Raw genomic sequence first — 17,388 nt, 5'->3', positions numbered from 1 at the left:
AAAGCCTCTCTTCTGTCCGCGTAAAATGTCCTTTATCCTGCCCGTGAACGACAAAGCATTCTTCTTTAATTATAAAATCTAACTGCCCATTAATTTATGGGGGGTAGCAGCGACGGTTGCGGGTAATTGATAAGGAGATGGCTTGGGATTGGCTGAAAAGCCTTGGGAAATACAATAACAAAAAACCAGCCCGTAGGCTGGTTCTTCTAAATAGTGGTGCTGGACACGGAATCGAACCAAGGACACGGGGATTATCAAAACTCATGTCAAATTTGGCTGTTAAATGTCCATCTTGCCAGTGTACCCTATTTAGCTTCGATCCTATCGCGACATAACTTCTTTCAAGGAAGTCATCTGAATTTTCCGCGCGTCCTTACATTCCGACGTTATCCAGTAAAACCTCTAGGAAATCCGAGGCTATTCCGTATAATCCAGTCAGGAAAATCATAATTTAAACCGCATAAGAAAATTTAACATTACATATAATGACTTCATTTATGTTGGTAATGATATATTAAAATAGTTTAGCTCCGGAATTTCAGCGGCGCGGTAATGAGGATGTATTATTTTTATTGTCGCCATTTAAACTTTTATATCATTTTTATTAGTGCGGCTTGATGGGTGTTCAATTTTTTCTTTATGATTTATTCAATACTTGTCTGAATGGGTTTTTGTAGGGTATTGAATTTAAAGTAGATTAATGTGCGACTGTTAACGCAGTGATGATCGATTAAATTCTGGGTGATGTATTAGCTATGTAATATTGATGATTTTTTTTGCCATTCGAAATTTAAAAATAGTTGCTACTAATTGACGGATGTTATTTTTTTGGCTTTATTCAATATTAAGGGGTCGCTTGTCTGAAGCCTGCTATCAGTTTGGCAAAGTAAGTCGTCGCGATTTTCCAGTGGGGGCTGAGCATATCTATCATAGGGTCTTTTGTGACGTTAAAGGGTGATATATAGGTTGTGCGTCCACCCGGAGCTCGAAGTCGCTCTACCTATTCGCTCAGTTAGCAATTCCAGGCGCGTAATTCGAGTGCCGCTTACCGGCTTCGCCTTTTCGTGCCTTTCATAATCATTACTGAGAGAAATGAAAATGAAGAATGTCATAAAACCTGACCTGAAATATACCCTCAAACAAATATCTATAGCACAAATGGATGTCGACGATCTCAACTTCAATATATTATCTAACCATCTTGTGCCATTCAGTATGCGAACCTTCGATGCTAGCTTTAACAACCTGGTCACAGGGCAAGGCAAGTTTGGTGTTACAGACTTTTCCTTCCTGCGCTTTTTTGATTCCTCATTTCAGGCGGGATACGCTGGGATATGGTCGGTTATAGATCCGCCGTCATGGATTATCAGCAACCGGACCGCCAATTTCTTATCCGCAGTTGAAGTGAACAAAGAGACCGATCCGGTGCTCGGTATAAGTCTGGATGATGTGTTTGGCACGCCGACGCCGCAGGAGGTGATTGAGCTGGCACCGAGATCCAAGGCTTCTACGCTAACTCAGGACAAGATCACGGTGCATGATGGCATAAACACCAAGTTGAAACCTACCGATCCCATTGTCTTAGCACGCAAGGAAACGTCGACGGAAGCCGATGACGATGACGATGACGATGACGATGACAATGACAATGACAATGACGATGTCGGCGGCGACGGTGCTTTCCCTCTCACCGCCAGTGATGTCGCCAACCTGAAGAATCTCGTCAACGGGCTTGCAGGAGGGGAAGACAACGATGCGCTCGGGATCCGAGATCTCGAAGGTACCGGTAATAACCGGGTTCACCTTGACTATGGTTCAGCCGATCAGCCGTTCATACGGCTCACCGACGCGCACTACGGCGCCTGGAACGAGACGACCCAAAACCGCGACATCAACCCCTTGTTCTCCGGGCTGGATCCGCGAGCCATCAGCGATGCCCTTGGTGCACAGGAAGCAAACCTGTCCGGCAATGCCGCTGGCGTGAACAGCTTATTCACGGCCTTCGGTCAGTACTTCGATCACGGTCTCGATTTCCTCGGTAAGGGAGGTAACGGAACGATCCAGATTGGCACTCCGGGCTCGGTTCCAAACCCCGCGGACCTGACTCGTGGCACCGTTGACAGTATTGATGCCAATGGAATCCCGCAGCATCTCAATAAGACATCGCCATTCGCTGACCAGAACCAAACTTATGGCTCTAACGAACTCGTCGGCCAGTTCCTGCGAGAAGGTGATGGACTGGGCGGGTTTACGGGCAAGCTGTTAGAGGGCGGAGTGGATCCATCAAATCCAAATTTCAAGCTACTGCCCACGCTGAGTGAACTGATCCTGCATCACTGGAACAACAACACGCTGTTCACCGACAGCTCGCTGCCGGGCGACCACCGCGTAGCCTTCCGGGAGTACTTCGCCGGACTGGTCGACAGCAATGGCGTTATTAACCAAGCGATGCTTCCTGCCATGACCTCTAATTTCATGGGAAGTGGCTTTGCACTGCTGCTCGACACCAACCCCTTTATCAACCTGCTCGACCACTACGTGGCGGGTGATGGACGTGCGAACGAAAACATCGCACTAACCGCGATCCACAACATCTGGGAACGGAATCACAACTTCCATGTCAACGCATTGCTCGAAGCCGGATTTAATGGAACAGCTGAAGAGCTGTTCCAGGCTGCCAAGATCATTAACGAAGCTGAATATCAGCGCGTTATTTACACCGACTTTGCCGACAAGTTGCTTGGTGGCATGAGAGGTGAGGGCGATCACGGCTTCGCCGAGTACAATCCGGAAGTGGATGCACGAGTCTCGCACGAGTTCGCGGTTGCCGCTTACCGGTTCGGGCATTCGCTGATAGGGCAGACGCTGACGGTGCTCGACGCTGAGGGCAATGCAACGCAGGTGCCGCTGTTCGACGCGTTCCTCAACCCGACCAACGATACGAGCGCGTTTAACTTCCCCAAATCGCAATTGCCTTACTCTCCACAGCCAGGCTATGAGCAACTGGGTGCCGCCGGGATCATTGCCGGGGGGGTTGTCCAGCCTGCGGAAGAAGTCGACGTCAATATCGTCGATGCTGTGCGCAACGACCTTGTTCGTATGAGTGCTGACGTGTTCGCCTTCGACGTCGCCCGCGAGTGGGACGTTGGTCTGGGTTCGATGAACCAGATCCGGGCCGACCTGATGGCCTCTCTCGATCCGTACGTCAAAGAGGCGGTCAGCTTTGCGGGCGATCTCACACCCTACGGTTCATGGGAAGACTTCCAGGCACGGAACAATCTCAGCGACACCGTCATTGCGCAATTCAAGAAGGCCTATCCCGACCTCGTACTAGAGGATAGTCAAATTGCAGACTTCCTGGCGGCGAATCCTGGCTATAAATTGGTCAACGGAAACACCGTCAAAGGTATCGACAGAGTGGATCTGTTCGTTGGCGGACTCGCCGAGAAGCACATCAATGGTGGTGTGGTTGGCCAGACCTTCTGGGTCATCATCCACGAACAACTTGACCGCATCCAGGAAGGTGACCGGCTGTATTATCTCGATCGCGTGGAGCATCTGGACCTCTACGAGGTTATCGAGGAACAGGGTTTTGCCGGGATCGTGGCACGCAACACGGGCCTGACCAATCTTCCCGAGAACATCTTCGGGACGAGTCAGCTCGATAAACCGCCGGTCATTGCCCACAATAACGTCGTCCTGAATGGTGGGAACGGCATTGACATCCTGAATGGTGGGCTCGGCAACGACGTCCTGAATGGCGGGGGCGGCAACGATACGCTCAACGGTGGGGCTGGCAACGATATTCTCAACGGTGGCCTCGGGGCCGATGTGATGGTGGGCGGCCTCGGCAATGACATCTATGTTGTTGATAATAATGGCGATGTCGTCACAGAAGGTCTTAATGGCGGGACAGATACTGTCCAGACCACCCTCCACAATTACACGTTGACCAATAACGTTGAAAACCTGGTGTTCACCGGGACAGGCGCGTTTACCGGCAGAGGGAATGCCATTGCCAACACCATCACCGGTGGCAGCGGTAATGACTTTTTGTATGGGATGGGAGGAAACGACACGCTCAACGGTGGGGCAGGAAATGACGTCCTTGATGGAGGGGAGGGTGCCGATAACCTTCAGGGCGGGACCGGTAACGATAAAATGACAGGCGGAGAGGGTAACGACAGGCTTGACGGTGGCGAAGGGGCTGATCTGATGGTGGGCGGCCTCGGCAATGACACCTATATTGTTGATAATAATGGAGACGTCGTCACAGAAGGTCTTAATGGCGGGATAGATGCTGTCCAGACCGCCCTCCATAATTACACGTTGACCAATAACGTTGAAACCCTGGTGTTTACCGGGACAGGCGCGTTCACCGGCAGAGGTAATGCCATTGCCAACACCATCACCGGTGGCAGCGGTAATGACTTTTTGTATGGGATGGGAGGAAACGACACGCTCTACGGTGGCGCAGGAAATGACGCCCTTGATGGGGGTGACGGTGCCGATAACCTTCAGGGCGGGGCCGGTAACGATAAACTGACAGGTGGAGCGGGTAACGACAGACTCGAGGGGGGCCAGGGTGACGATATCATGACCGGTGGTGCCGGAAATGACACCTTCGTCTTTAGCGCAGGCTTTGGGCGAGACCGTATTACCAGCGGCTTCGACAGTAACCCCAGCGGCGGACAGGATTACCTCGATGTGAGTTTATTCGGCATTGGTGTGGCGAATTTTGCCAGCAGCGTCAAGATTGCCGGGGGAACCGGTAACAGTACCGTAATTACCATCGGCGATCCTGTTAATGCCAATGTCATTACTTTAGAAAACGTAAACTCTAAAAGCGTCAATATTGATGATTTTATTCTAATCGGATAAGGAGACGACGATGTCGCGCCAGCATACGCCAACAACACTAAATAAGTTATTAAAGGGAACGAAAGCTACCTTTATAACGCTGTTTTTTTAGTCGCGTTATCCATTTGCTTATGCTGGCGCCTCTACCGATGTGAATAGGTTCTATACCCAAAACCGAGGCTATCAAGATAAGGCGTTCAGGATTATTTTATTCCGAAAGCAATATAGTTTAATGCTCTCCATTAAATCTGAATGAGCCACAAGGAAGCGCAAAGAAGTTACAGAAATCCTGAGTGGACAACTTAAAAAAGGTCACAAATTTTTCAGTGCCATCAATATCCTCAGACTGGATGGCGGAAGCATGGTAATGACATCAGCGGTCAAAGTGACCAGAAATCTACCGTAACCCCAGAAAGCAAAAAACCAGCCCTTAGGCTGGTTTTTCTAAATAGTGGTGCCCGGACTCGGAATCGAACCAAGGACACGGGGATTTTCAATCCCCTGCTCTACCGACTGAGCTATCCGGGCAACGGGGCGCATTAAACCGCATTCACGCCTGGCAGTCAATCAAATATCGTGAAAAGCTGTTCAACCGCTTAATATTACGGCAGTCTGTACGTTTATGCCTGACGTTTGCACAAATCTTCCAGACAGGTGTGATTTAACCAGGCAATGCTGGCAGCGAGAGGAGGGCAGTATGGCAAACGACTGGCTTGAACTACGACAGCATGCCGATACCGGTATTGAGACTATTAAGGCGCACTTTGAAGGCCATGCCTTTGACCCGCACTGGCATGACAGCTATCTGGTGGGGATCACCCTTTCCGGTACCCAGCAGTTTCACTGTCGCCGGGAGCGTCATCACAGCCAGCCGGGTGATGCGTTTCTGCTAGAACCGGGTGAAATCCATGATGGTGATGCCCCGGTTGCAGGCGGTTTTACCTATCTGACCTTTTACCTTGATGAACAGTGGCTGACCCACACGTTACATGGGCTGTACGAGGCTACTCCGGGTAGCTATTCACTGCACTTTAACCAAACGCTGACCCGTGAGCCGCATCTGGTTCGGGCGATTGGTGAGACATTTGGTTCACTGCATACCGATGAAATGCGTATCGTGCAGCAAAGCAATATGGATAATTTGCTGACTCAGCTCACGGCACATTGTCGGTGGCGTAAGCGTCTGCCATCACAAATACAGGGTTGTGCAATGGCGCATCGAGCGCGGGACTATATGCATGCGCATATGGGCGACAATATCGGCCTTTCCGATCTGGCACGGGAGACAGGGACAGACCGCTTTACCCTGACCCGCAGTTTCAAGCGAGAATTCCATATGGCACCGCATGCCTGGCTTATCCAGTTGCGGCTGGCAAAAGCACGTCAGCTCCTGGCGCGAGGGGAACAGCCCGTCGCTGTGGCGACAACGCTGGGCTTTGCCGATCAAAGTCATCTTGGGCGCTGGTTCCAGCGGGCGTACAGGATTACGCCTGCACATTACCGTAAGTTGTGCACAAACCTTCCAGACGTTTCCAATAAATAACGGCACAGTCAGGACTCCAATAATAAGGAGTCACCTGTGAATATTATGCCGTACTTGCTGTTTGCTTTTGTTGCTTCGATAACGCCAGGCCCCACCAATATTCTTGTGTTGACCAGCAGTCAGCATTATGGCGTGAGAGCCACACTGCCTGCGCTTGTCAGCGGCTGTGTGGCCGCCAGCGCCATTGTGCTGATATCTGGAGCCGGTGCAGGCGAACTGCTGCGCCAGTATCCGCTGGTACGCCAGGTGATGAGCTGGGCGGGTGTACTGTGGCTGACATGGATGAGCTGGCAGCTGTTTTGTGCTCCGGCAACGAATATTGCTGGGCAAACGCGCCATCGCTTTACTGCCAAAGCAGCGGCACTGTTGCAGATTATCAATCCCAAAACGTGGATGATGGCGCTGGCGGTGGTGAGTCTGTTTGCCCCTACGGGTGAGCATATGCTGCGGGATGTCGCGCTAATGGCGCTGTGGTTCTTACTGATATCTGTGGCGTGCTTGTTGTGCTGGGCGTGGCTGGGTAAGGCGGTAAACAGGGTGTTTCGCACCACCACGGCGATGGTGCGTTTTCAACGGGTGATGGCGCTGTGTCTGCTTATCTCCGCATGGGCGGGGATGTTTGCTTAGGTCAGCGCACCGCCCATACGACATTGAGCGAAGCGCAGGATGTCTTCCGCCAGCCGGTGTGCCGTTTCCACGTCGGCCTGGCTACGATTGACCAGCATGCGGCTCAGGCAACCTTCAAGCACCAGTTCCATCTGTTTGGCGACCATCGCCGGGTCGTCAACTTCCAGCGTCGTCAGCAGTTCATGGGTAAAATCATGGGCCGCCTTTTTTTGTTGATCCGCAAGTTGATGGATAGGGTGGCCAGGGTCAGGGTAGAAGGTACAGGCGGCGATGAACAGGCAGCCGGGGTAACGATTGTTGCTCACACATTCGGCCAGGGCGTTATAGCGAGCCAGTAACTTCTGCTCAGCGCTCAGGGTGTCATCAAGCAGAAGCTGACGCCGCCAGATATCTACCCGCTGGCTAAGGTACCGCAGGGCATCGTACAAGATGGCCTCTTTATCGGGCCAGAAGCGCTGCAGCTCATCAAGCGGATAATCAATATGGTCGGCCACCATTTCCAGCGTGGTATTGGCTATCCCTTGCACCTCAAGTAATTTCAGGGCTTCTCCCAGGACATCTTCACGTTGCACGGTATTCTCCTCCGTTTTCCTTTTGCAAGTGTCGCTCACGGTTGGCGATCGTGCAAATGTGCGCTAAATGTTGCGGCATCCATAAAGCCTGTTACCCGCGCGTTTGGCTGCTCTTTACCCTGAGCATCAAAAAACAAAATGGTTGGCAGCCCTAAAACCTGCAGATGCTTCAGCAGTGCGACATCCTGGGCATTATTTGCCGTGACGTCCGCCTGCAGTAATACCGTGTTGCTTAATGCCTGTTGAACCAGCGGATCGCTGAAGGTGTATTTCTCAAATTCTTTGCAGGCTACGCACCAGTCGGCATACAGATCCAGCATCACCGGCTTACCTTTTGCCTCTGCCAGCGCCTGATTTAACGCATCGACCGTCGCGATGGGTTTGAAGTTCAGATGTGCCTGCGTTTGTGCATGCGGCGTACCGTATGCCCAGTCCTGCAAGGGACGTACGCTCACCAGAGCGGCGGCGAGCAGGGCTATTTGCACAAGGCGCATCCATGGGCGTTTGGCTTGCAGACTGGTAATGAAGGCCCAGCTAAAGAACGCGACGCCGAGTAACGACCACAAGCGGATCCCCCACTCGTCACCGATAATACGTTCCAGTAAAAATACGGGAAGCGCCAGGATGACAAAACCAAAGGCGGTTTTGACATGCTCCATCCACGGGCCGCTTTTCGGTAGCAGACGGTTACCAAAGACGGTAATGAGCATCAGGGGCAGTCCCATTCCCAGCGCGTACAGATACAGCGTGCCGCCGCCTAGCCACATGTTTCCGCTCTGAGCGATATACAGCAGAATTGCGCTCAGTGGGGCGGTGGTGCAAGGCGAACAGATCAGACCGGCAATCGCCCCCATTGTAAATACGCTGCCGGGAGAGCCGCCTTGCTGACGGTTACTCATTAACGTGAGGCGTGTTTGCAGTGATGAAGGCAGCTGTAGCGTGAACAGGCCAAACATCGATAAAGCCAGCAGCGTAAAGGCGATAGCAAGGCCAACCAGGACATAAGGATGCTGTAGCGCCGCCTGGAACTGTAACCCCGCAGCGGCAACCACCAGACCCAGCGCGGTGTAGGTGAGCGCCATTCCCTGGACATAGATAAAGGTTAGCAGTAGTGCTCGTCCGGTTGATAAGCGCTGTTTTCCACCTAGCACGATACCGGAAATCAGCGGGTACATCGGCAGGACGCAAGGTGTAAAGGCAATGCCAATCCCGATCAGCAGTGCCCACAATGCGGAGAACGGCAGTTGGGTCGTGGGTTGTGGTTGTTCTTCTGGCGATACCGTTGCTGAAGAGGTCGTTGGTGGTGTTTCTGCACTGGCCGCCACTTCACGTAACGGCACGGTTTTTGTCTCAGGCGGATAACAGAACCCGGCGTCGGCACAGCCCTGGTAGGTAACCGTTAGCATCGCACCCGCAGCAGCCTGCTTGACGGTGACAGGGATAGTCAACTGCTGACGATAAATTTCACTTTTGCCGTAAAACTCATCTTCATGCCAGACCCCGGGCGGCAATTTTACCTCGGCAGTCTCGGCCCGAGATGGGGTTATGCTTATCTGTTTACGATATAGATAATAGCCGTCTTTGACCTGCCAGGAGAGGTTCAGATCGTGTTGGTTTTGCTGAAAATCGAACACAAATGCCTGGTCGGCCGGGACAAACTGCGAGCGACCTGGTGCGTCAAATAAGCCAGCAAAAGTTGATGTGCTGCAGAGCAGCAGGATCAGCGTAAGGATGCGTTGAGCCATGAGCGGTAATCAAAATCTCCGTGAGTGACGGGTAAAACCAGAAGTTCAGGTGTTTGGTACGGGTGATGTGACTTCAGGCAATCGAGAAGTGCTTGCTGGTGTGAAACTGCGGTTTTTAAGATCATCTGGACTTCATATTCCTGCTCCAGCTTGCCTTCCCAATAATAGAGGGAGGTAGCGCCGGGCAGGAGTGTGACGCAGGCGGCCAGTTTTTCCGCCAGCACTTTAGCGGCCAGATCCTGAGCGGTTGCTTCATCCGGGGCGGTACAGAGCACGACAACGGTATCGGGGATGGAGATATCCTGATTCTTTACATCAAGCATAAACACCTCGAAAGCACAGAGTAACCAGCAAGAGAGGAGTCACTATACAACGGACGGAAGAAGGATGTTAGTCAAAGCGAGACGGGAGAGAGGAACTGCAGGGCGCACAGGCGCCCTGCAGGTAAAACTTACAGCATGAAGCTGCCCAGCAGGAAGCCGAAGCAGACAGCCAGTACCACACCCAGCGTACCCGGGATGAAGAACGGATGGTTAAAGACGAATTTACCGATGCGGGTTGTCCCGGTGTCATCCATCTGAACCGCCGCAACCAGCGTTGGGTAAGTTGGCAGAATGAACAGGCCAGAAACAGCCGCGAAGGATGCGACAGCGGTCAACGGAGAAACGTTCAGTGCCAGAGCCATCGGCATCAGAGCTTTTGCCGTTGCTGCCTGAGAGTACAGCAGTGCAGAAGCAAAGAAGAAGATGACGGCCAGCAGCCACGGATGACCCTGAATGACGCTACCTGCAGTCTCTTTGATCCAGTCAATGTTATGAGAGACGAAAGTATCACCCAGCCATGCAACGCCCAGGATACAAATACAGGCGCTCATACCGGCTTTGAAGGTGCTGGAGTTCAGGATAGAGTCCGTTTCAACGCGGCAGATGATCGTGGTCAGCGTCGCGATGCTCAGCATGATGATCAGGATGGCGTTGGTGGTGTTCATCAGCGGTTTAGCGACCAGACCGAGGCTTGGGCTGTTGATAATGGCGTAAGCCACCACGCAAACTACGCCCAGCAGGAACAACCATACGGAGGTTTTTGCACCCGCTTTGATTTCAACTTGTCTTTCACCGCGCAGTTCGACCAGGCCTTCTTCCAGACGTTTACGGTAAATCGGATCGTCAGACAGCTTGGAGTTGAACAGCATAGTGACCAGGAAGGACATCACCAGTACCGCCAGCAGCGTGGACGGAATGACCACGGACAGCAGGTGGATGTAGCTGATGCCATGACCTTCCATGACGGAAGACATGTACACCACAGCTGCGGAGATTGGCGACGCAGTAATCGCAATCTGTGCAGAAACCACAGCAGTAGACAGCGGACGGCAAGGTTTGATGCCTTGTTCCTTCGCCACTTCAGCGATAACCGGCAGCGTTGCCAGAGAGATGTTGCCTGTACCTGCAAAGATAGTCAGGAAATAGGTCACGATCGGTGCAAGGATCGTGATGTATTTTGGGTTCTTACGCAGCAGTTTTTCAGTTTGGTGAACCAAATAGTCCAGACCACCTGCAATCTGCATAGCAGAAATGGCAGCGATGACCGCCATGATAATGGAAATAACATCGAACGGAATGTTACCCGGTTTTACGCCAATAGCGGCGAGAACCAGAACACCCAGCCCACCTGCAAACCCAATACCGATACCCCCAAGTCTGGCACCTAAAAAGATTGCCAGCAAAACGATGATAAGTTCTAAAACTATCATATTAGCCTTCCTTGTTGTTTAACAAGTTGATATTAAATTGTTGTTTTTAAGTAACTTCGTGCAAGAAAAAAGGCACGTCATCTGACGTGCCTTCTCTGGTACTACCCTACACGATTACTGTTCGCTTTCATCAGTATAACGTTTTGCTTTATAAGCAGGGTGCATCAGGTTCTGAGCAGAGAAGATATCGTCCAGCTCAGCTTCGGTCAGCAGGCCACGTTCAAGGACAACTTCACGCACGCTCTTACCGGTTTCGGCACAGATTTTACCGACGATATCGCCGTTGTGGTGACCGATGAACGGGTTCAAATAGGTCACGATACCGATAGAGTTATACACGAATGCTTCACACACTTCTTTGTTAGCCGTAATGCCGCTAACGCATTTTTCCAGCAGGTTATAGCAAGCGTTGCTCAGGATGTGGATAGATTCAAACATCGCCTGGCCAATAACCGGTTCCATAACGTTCAACTGCAGCTGACCTGCTTCAGACGCCATGGTGACGGTGATGTCGTTACCGATGACTTTAAAGCACACCTGGTTGACGACTTCCGGGATAACCGGGTTTACTTTTGCTGGCATGATGGAAGAGCCCGCCTGCAGTTCCGGCAGGTTGATCTCGTTCAGGCCGGCACGTGGGCCAGAGGAGAGCAAACGCAGGTCGTTACAGATTTTGGACATCTTAACAGCCAGGCGTTTCAGTGCGCTGTGCACCATAACGTATGCGCCACAGTCGGACGTTGCTTCAATCAGGTCTTCAGCCGGAACACAGGCAAAACCAGTCACTTCAGCCAGTTTCTGTACAGCCAGCGGAGAGTACTCTTTCGGGGTGTTCAGACCTGTACCGATTGCGGTTGCGCCGAGGTTAACTTCCAGCAGCAGCTCAGCAGTACGGCCAATGTTCTTCACTTCTTCTTTCAACAGAACGCTGAAAGCACGGAATTCCTGACCGAGAGTCATCGGTACAGCATCCTGCAGCTGGGTACGACCCATTTTCAGGATGTCCTGGAATTCAACAGCTTTTTGTTCGAAGCCTTCACGCAGTTGGTTAAGGGCATCAATCAGTTTGATGATGGATGCGTAAACAGCGATACGGAAGCCGGTCGGATAAGCGTCGTTGGTAGACTGACATTTGTTCACGTGGTCGTTCGGATTCAGGTACTGATATTCACCTTTCTGGTGACCCATCAGTTCCAGACCGATATTGGCCAGCACTTCGTTGGTGTTCATGTTGACGGAGGTACCCGCACCACCCTGGTAAACATCTACCGGGAACTGATCCATGCATTTTCCGTTATTCAGAACTTCATCACATGCTGCGATGATGGCATTTGCCACACTCTTAGGAATGGTTTGCAGCTCTTTGTTGGCCAGGGCCGCTGCCTTTTTCACCATTACCATACCGCGAACAAATTCAGGGATATCGCTGATTTTGTTGTTGCTAATGTAGAAGTTTTCAATCGCTCTCAGAGTATGAACACCGTAGTAGGCGTCCGCTGGAACTTCCCTGGTACCCAACAAGTCTTCTTCGATACGAATGTTGTTTAACATGTGAACCTTCTTTTTCAAGCTGCCAATGATTTTTTACTAAACACACAGGATATATGTGATTTCGATTGTTTCTCGACCGACGATTATCCCCTGCATCGGTCTGATACCCGAGATCATATGCTGGTTCAGGATTTCTACCGTAATCTGGATCACTTAAAACGCGGAAATTACCCCTTAATTATTATTCTGTGAAATGGATCACCCCTTTAGGATTAATACCAAAAATAAGTGTAGAACCCGCTTGAAATTTTGCTAATTCCCCCCACATCTTTCCGATGCGAGTCACATAACCATTCGGACAGACGTGGCGAAAACGGCTGTTATTTACAGGAGAGTCCTTTGCGCTGGATACCATTACTTGCCATTTTTCTCTATGTTTACATAGAGATATCTATTTTCATTCAGGTTGCCCATGTTATGGGTGTTCTGATGACGCTGATTTTGGTCATTTTTACCTCGGTTATCGGTATGTCTCTGGTTCGTAACCAAGGGTTTAAGAACTTTTTGTTGATGCAACAAAAAATGGCGGCGGGTGAAAGTCCTGCTGAAGAAATGATCAAGAGCGTGTCGCTGATTATTGCTGGTTTGCTGCTGGTGCTGCCGGGCTTCTTCACAGATTTCCTTGGTCTTCTTCTTTTATTACCTCCGGTGCAGAAGCATCTGACCATGAAGCTGCTGCCGCACCTGCGCTTTTCTCGTATGCCGGGGGGCGGCTTTAGTGCAGGAACTGGTGGGGGCGAGACCTTTGACGGTGAGTTCCAGCGTAAAGATGATGAGCGCAACCGCCTTGATCATAAAGACGACGACCGTCGGGATTAATGACGTTGTAGGCCGGATACGCCGTGTGAGCGGCATCATCCGGCAACGAGGCTTTACTTGCCGGATTGCGGTGTAACGGCCTTATCCGGCCTGCGGGGTAAAAACAACCACAGTCCAGCCAGCATAACCAGTGCATACAGACTCTTCCAGCCAACCATTGCCAGCAGCAACAGGCACAACAGACAGCCAATCACCGCCAACGCACGATAATGTCCTTTTAGCAGTCGGCACCCTGCCAGCATGCACAGCAGATAAATCATAATAAAGATGCCGTTGGCATAGATGATTAATGCATCGAGGTTGATTTGCAGTATATAGATGCACAATGTGCTGACCACGCAGCAAGCTAACACCGCGTTCAAAGCATTGCGCGGAAGATGGCGAGGGGACAAGCGAGCCAGGTAACTCTCCGGCTTATATTGCGCTTGCGACCACACCAGGCGGGAGAAACTCTGAATATAAATGTTCAGGCTGGCAAAGCAGGCCAGATAACCAATGATGCAGGCTACCCACAGAGCTTGTACGCCAAACAGTTGCACGACAATATTAGGTAGCGATGCTGCCGCAGCCATTTGCTCACCATAGGCGCCAAAATGTAGTACCACGACCGTACATGCCCAGTAGACTGAACCGGCCAGTAGCAGGCCGATCATCAGTGCACGGGGAAAGTCTCGCTCCGGTTTTTTGAACTCCGAGGCCAGGTGTGCGAATGCTTCAAGACCAACAAAACACCAGAACATCACCGACAGCGCCGCGAATAGCCCAGGCAGTTCAATATCGGTAATGGTAGGAAAGGGGATTTCGCCGGGTTTAAGTTCACCCGCCCACCAGATGCCAACGATCAGGGCAACAATCAGCCCGGCGATAACCGTTTGCAGGTTTGCACTGGAGCTGGCACCGCGGGAACCCACATACCAAACCAACGCCAGCGTACCGAGTTCTGCCAACAAAAGCTGCCAGCCATGCCAGCCAAACATGGCTTGACCGAATCCGGCGGCAATGTGCAATGCCGCTGGCAGCCCGACCGGAATCACCGATAAAAACAGCCAGCCGGTAACACGCTCCAGGCGAGAGCCAAAGGCCATGCCGACAAAATGTGCCACACCGCCGGCGCTGGGGTAATGGCGACCGAGCACGGCAAAGACAATCGCTACGGGGAAGACTAGAAGAATGAGGACCGGCCAGGCCCACAGGCTATTGTTACCCGCCACCAGGGCAGCCAATGCGGGAACAGCAAAAACGCCTGTCCCTAACAATGATGTCGACAACAGGCCAATGCCCTGAGCCAGCCCCAGCTCTTGCTTCAGTCCACTCATAAATTGTTATCCGATTATGCCCGTTAAATAGGCTACAGCGCAGATTTTCGATGGTATCACAATCGGATTTGCTTATGACGACGTGACTGAAATCGGTATTAAATGTGAGGTGTGTCGGTGTTTTGGCGGGATTTTCTCCTGATAAAAAAAATTTTTCGCTTGCCCCCTTGAAGGGAGAAAACCCCATCCCCATCTCTCTGGTCACTAGCCGGTAAACCGTTCACGGGCCGGCGCCACCCATAACTGATAAAGACTTTCTCAAAGGAGAGCTATCAATGAGTATTCGTCCGTTACATGATCGTGTGATCGTCAAACGTAAAGAAGTTGAATCCAAATCTGCTGGCGGCATCGTACTGACCGGTTCCGCAGCGGGTAAATCAACTCGTGGCGAAATCATCGCTGTCGGTAAGGGTCGCATCCTGGACAACGGTACCGTACAGCCGCTGGACGTGAAAGTTGGCGATATCGTCATTTTCAACGATGGCTACGGTGTTAAATCTGAGAAGATCGACAATGAAGAAGTGTTGATCATGTCTGAAAGTGACATCCTGGCGATTGTTGAAGCTTAATCCGCGAACGACACTGAACATACGAATTTAAGGGAAAGAGAAAATGGCAGCTAAAGACGTAAAATTCGGTAACGACGCTCGTGTGAAAATGCTGCGCGGCGTGAACGTACTGGCAGACGCAGTAAAAGTTACCCTCGGTCCGAAAGGCCGTAACGTGGTTCTGGATAAATCTTTCGGTGCCCCAGCTATCACTAAAGATGGTGTTTCCGTAGCACGTGAAATCGAGCTGGAAGACAAGTTCGAAAACATGGGCGCGCAGATGGTGAAAGAAGTTGCCTCTAAAGCGAACGACGCTGCAGGTGACGGTACGACTACTGCGACCGTACTGGCTCAGTCCATCATCACTGAAGGCCTGAAGGCTGTTGCTGCGGGTATGAACCCGATGGATCTGAAACGTGGTATCGACAAAGCTGTCGCTGCTGCGGTTGAAGAACTGAAAGCCCTGTCCGTACCGTGCTCCGACTCTAAAGCGATTGCTCAGGTTGGTACCATCTCCGCTAACTCCGACGAAACCGTAGGTAAACTGATCGCTGAAGCGATGGACAAAGTCGGTAAAGAAGGCGTGATCACCGTTGAAGACGGTACCGGTCTGCAGGACGAACTGGACGTAGTTGAAGGTATGCAGTTCGACCGTGGCTACCTGTCTCCTTACTTCATCAACAAGCCGGAAACGGGCGCAGTAGAACTGGAAACGCCGTTCATCCTGCTGGCTGATAAGAAAATCTCCAACATCCGCGAAATGCTGCCGGTTCTGGAAGCCGTTGCGAAAGCAGGCAAACCGCTGCTGATCATTGCTGAAGATGTTGAAGGCGAAGCGCTGGCTACCCTGGTCGTTAACACCATGCGTGGCATCGTGAAAGTGGCTGCGGTTAAAGCACCTGGCTTCGGCGACCGCCGTAAAGCTATGCTGCAGGATATCGCGACCCTGACCGGCGGTACCGTTATCTCTGAAGAGATCGGTATGGAGCTGGAAAAAGCGACCCTGGAAGATCTGGGCCAGGCAAAACGCGTTGTGATCAACAAAGACACCACCACCATCATCGATGGTGTGGGCGAAGAAGCGGCAATCCAGGGTCGTGTAACCCAGATTCGCCAGCAGATCGAAGAAGCAACTTCTGACTACGACCGTGAAAAACTGCAGGAGCGCGTAGCGAAACTGGCAGGCGGCGTTGCAGTCATCAAAGTGGGTGNAAAGCAACTCTGGAAGATCTGGGTCAGGCTAAACGCGTTGTTATCAACAAAGACACCACCACCATCATCGATGGCGTGGGTGACGAAGCTGCAATCCAGGGTCGCGTGACTCAGATTCGTCAGCAGATCGAAGAAGCAACTTCAGACTACGACCGTGAAAAATTGCAGGAGCGCGTAGCGAAACTGGCAGGCGGCGTTGCAGTCATCAAAGTGGGTGCTGCTACCGAAGTTGAAATGAAAGAGAAGAAAGCACGCGTTGAAGATGCCCTGCACGCGACCCGTGCTGCGGTAGAAGAAGGCGTGGTTGCTGGTGGTGGTGTTGCGCTGATCCGCGTAGCATCCAAACTGAGCGAACTGCGTGGTCAGAACGAAGACCAGAACGTGGGTATCAAAGTTGCGCTGCGCGCAATGGAATCCCCGCTGCGTCAGATCGTTCTGAACTGCGGCGAAGAACCGTCTGTTGTCGCTAACACCGTGAAAGCGGGTGACGGTAACTACGGTTACAACGCTGCAACTGAAGAATACGGCAACATGATCGACATGGGTATCCTGGATCCGACTAAAGTAACCCGTTCTGCTCTGCAGTACGCGGCTTCTGTTGCGGGTCTGATGATCACCACCGAGTGCATGGTAACCGACCTGCCGAAAGGCGATTCCGCTGACTTAGGTGCTGCTGGTGGTATGGGCGGCATGGGCGGAATGGGCGGCATGATGTAATTTAATCTTCATACTTCAAGCCGCAGGTTCGTTGGCTGCAACTTGAATTATTTGATTAAATACGCATCTCGCGAAAAATGAGAAACCCCCGGGCAGAAATGTCCGGGGGTTTTTCTTTTGGTCAT

General features: G+C 51.6%; 11 protein-coding genes, 1 tRNA gene and 2 pseudogenes. 7 read left to right on the top strand and 7 right to left on the bottom strand.

The genetic code is table 11. The annotated features are described in order from the left end of the window. Positions 1 to 1,098: 1,098 nt before the first annotated feature. Complete coding sequence (locus FDX22_RS19330; protein ID WP_186805347.1) at positions 1,099 to 4,881, top strand: peroxidase family protein; 3,783 nt, start codon at positions 1,099 to 1,101, stop codon at positions 4,879 to 4,881. Between the two features lie 431 nt (positions 4,882 to 5,312). On the opposite strand, the gene FDX22_RS19325 is transcribed toward FDX22_RS19330, so the two are convergent. Next, a tRNA-Phe gene (locus tag FDX22_RS19325) sits at positions 5,313 to 5,388 on the bottom strand. A 169-nt stretch (positions 5,389 to 5,557) separates the two neighbouring features. On the opposite strand from FDX22_RS19325, the gene FDX22_RS19320 reads away from it, so the two are divergent. Both FDX22_RS19320 and FDX22_RS19315 read left to right on the top strand, forming a co-directional pair. Next, positions 5,558 to 6,403: an AraC family transcriptional regulator gene (locus tag FDX22_RS19320; protein ID WP_137400510.1), complete on the top strand. Its 846-nt coding sequence runs from the start codon at positions 5,558 to 5,560 to the stop codon at positions 6,401 to 6,403. 36 nt (positions 6,404 to 6,439) lie between these two features. Next, the gene (locus FDX22_RS19315) at positions 6,440 to 7,030 is read left to right on the top strand and encodes a LysE family translocator (RefSeq protein ID WP_115259639.1); all 591 of its coding nucleotides are present in this window, start codon (positions 6,440 to 6,442) and stop codon (positions 7,028 to 7,030) included. Here the strand turns inward: FDX22_RS19315 and FDX22_RS19310 are convergent. The 5 genes from FDX22_RS19310 to aspA all read right to left on the bottom strand — a co-directional run bounded on the left by FDX22_RS19310 (position 7,027) and on the right by aspA (position 12,651). Continuing rightward, positions 7,027 to 7,602: a transcriptional regulator gene (locus FDX22_RS19310; protein ID WP_115259638.1), complete on the bottom strand. Its 576-nt coding sequence runs from the start codon at positions 7,600 to 7,602 to the stop codon at positions 7,027 to 7,029. The two genes, FDX22_RS19315 and FDX22_RS19310, sit on opposite strands and share 4 nt — an antisense overlap. A 35-nt stretch (positions 7,603 to 7,637) precedes the next feature. Continuing rightward, a complete protein-coding gene (locus tag FDX22_RS19305) occupies positions 7,638 to 9,347 on the bottom strand; it encodes a protein-disulfide reductase DsbD (protein ID WP_146717632.1) in 1,710 nt (569 codons plus the stop codon). Next, positions 9,323 to 9,670, bottom strand: a complete 348-nt coding sequence (gene cutA / locus FDX22_RS19300; protein ID WP_096758613.1) for a divalent cation tolerance protein CutA — start codon at positions 9,668 to 9,670, stop codon at positions 9,323 to 9,325. Before cutA ends, FDX22_RS19305 begins: the two co-directional genes overlap by 25 nt. Before the next feature lie 128 nt (positions 9,671 to 9,798). Then, complete coding sequence (dcuA, locus tag FDX22_RS19295; protein ID WP_115259636.1) at positions 9,799 to 11,100, bottom strand: anaerobic C4-dicarboxylate transporter DcuA; 1,302 nt, start codon at positions 11,098 to 11,100, stop codon at positions 9,799 to 9,801. Between the two features lie 114 nt (positions 11,101 to 11,214). Beyond that, positions 11,215 to 12,651 carry an aspartate ammonia-lyase gene (gene aspA / locus FDX22_RS19290; protein WP_096758611.1) on the bottom strand — a complete coding sequence of 479 codons (1,437 nt, stop codon included), beginning with the start codon at positions 12,649 to 12,651 and terminating at the stop codon, positions 11,215 to 11,217. Positions 12,652 to 12,990: 339 nt separating this feature from the next. Here aspA and FDX22_RS19285 point away from each other — a divergent pair, with 339 nt between their 5' ends. Beyond that, positions 12,991 to 13,470: an FxsA family protein gene (locus FDX22_RS19285; protein WP_115259635.1), complete on the top strand. Its 480-nt coding sequence runs from the start codon at positions 12,991 to 12,993 to the stop codon at positions 13,468 to 13,470. 53 nt (positions 13,471 to 13,523) lie between these two features. Here FDX22_RS19285 and yjeH read toward each other — a convergent pair whose 3' ends face one another. Next, positions 13,524 to 14,786: an L-methionine/branched-chain amino acid transporter gene (yjeH, locus tag FDX22_RS19280; RefSeq protein WP_146717631.1), complete on the bottom strand. Its 1,263-nt coding sequence runs from the start codon at positions 14,784 to 14,786 to the stop codon at positions 13,524 to 13,526. A 275-nt stretch (positions 14,787 to 15,061) separates the two neighbouring features. Between yjeH and FDX22_RS19275 the strand changes: the two genes are divergently transcribed. The 3 genes and pseudogenes from FDX22_RS19275 to FDX22_RS19265 all read left to right on the top strand — a co-directional run. Next, complete coding sequence (locus tag FDX22_RS19275) at positions 15,062 to 15,355, top strand: co-chaperone GroES (protein ID WP_000027827.1); 294 nt, start codon at positions 15,062 to 15,064, stop codon at positions 15,353 to 15,355. Between the two features lie 43 nt (positions 15,356 to 15,398). Next, positions 15,399 to 16,532 (top strand): annotated as a pseudogene (gene groL, locus FDX22_RS19270) (chaperonin GroEL); the annotation flags it as partial. Positions 16,533 to 16,546: 14 nt separating this feature from the next. Next, positions 16,547 to 17,263: pseudogene (locus FDX22_RS19265) on the top strand (TCP-1/cpn60 chaperonin family protein); the annotation flags it as partial. Between the last annotated feature and the right edge of the window lie 125 nt (positions 17,264 to 17,388).

The sequence above is a fragment of the Citrobacter sp. TBCS-14 genome (assembly GCF_005280805.1).
Lineage (GTDB): Bacteria > Pseudomonadota > Gammaproteobacteria > Enterobacterales > Enterobacteriaceae > Citrobacter > Citrobacter gillenii.
The sequence above is the reverse complement of the archived record's forward strand: the minus strand, read 5'-3'. Positions and strand labels throughout refer to the sequence as shown.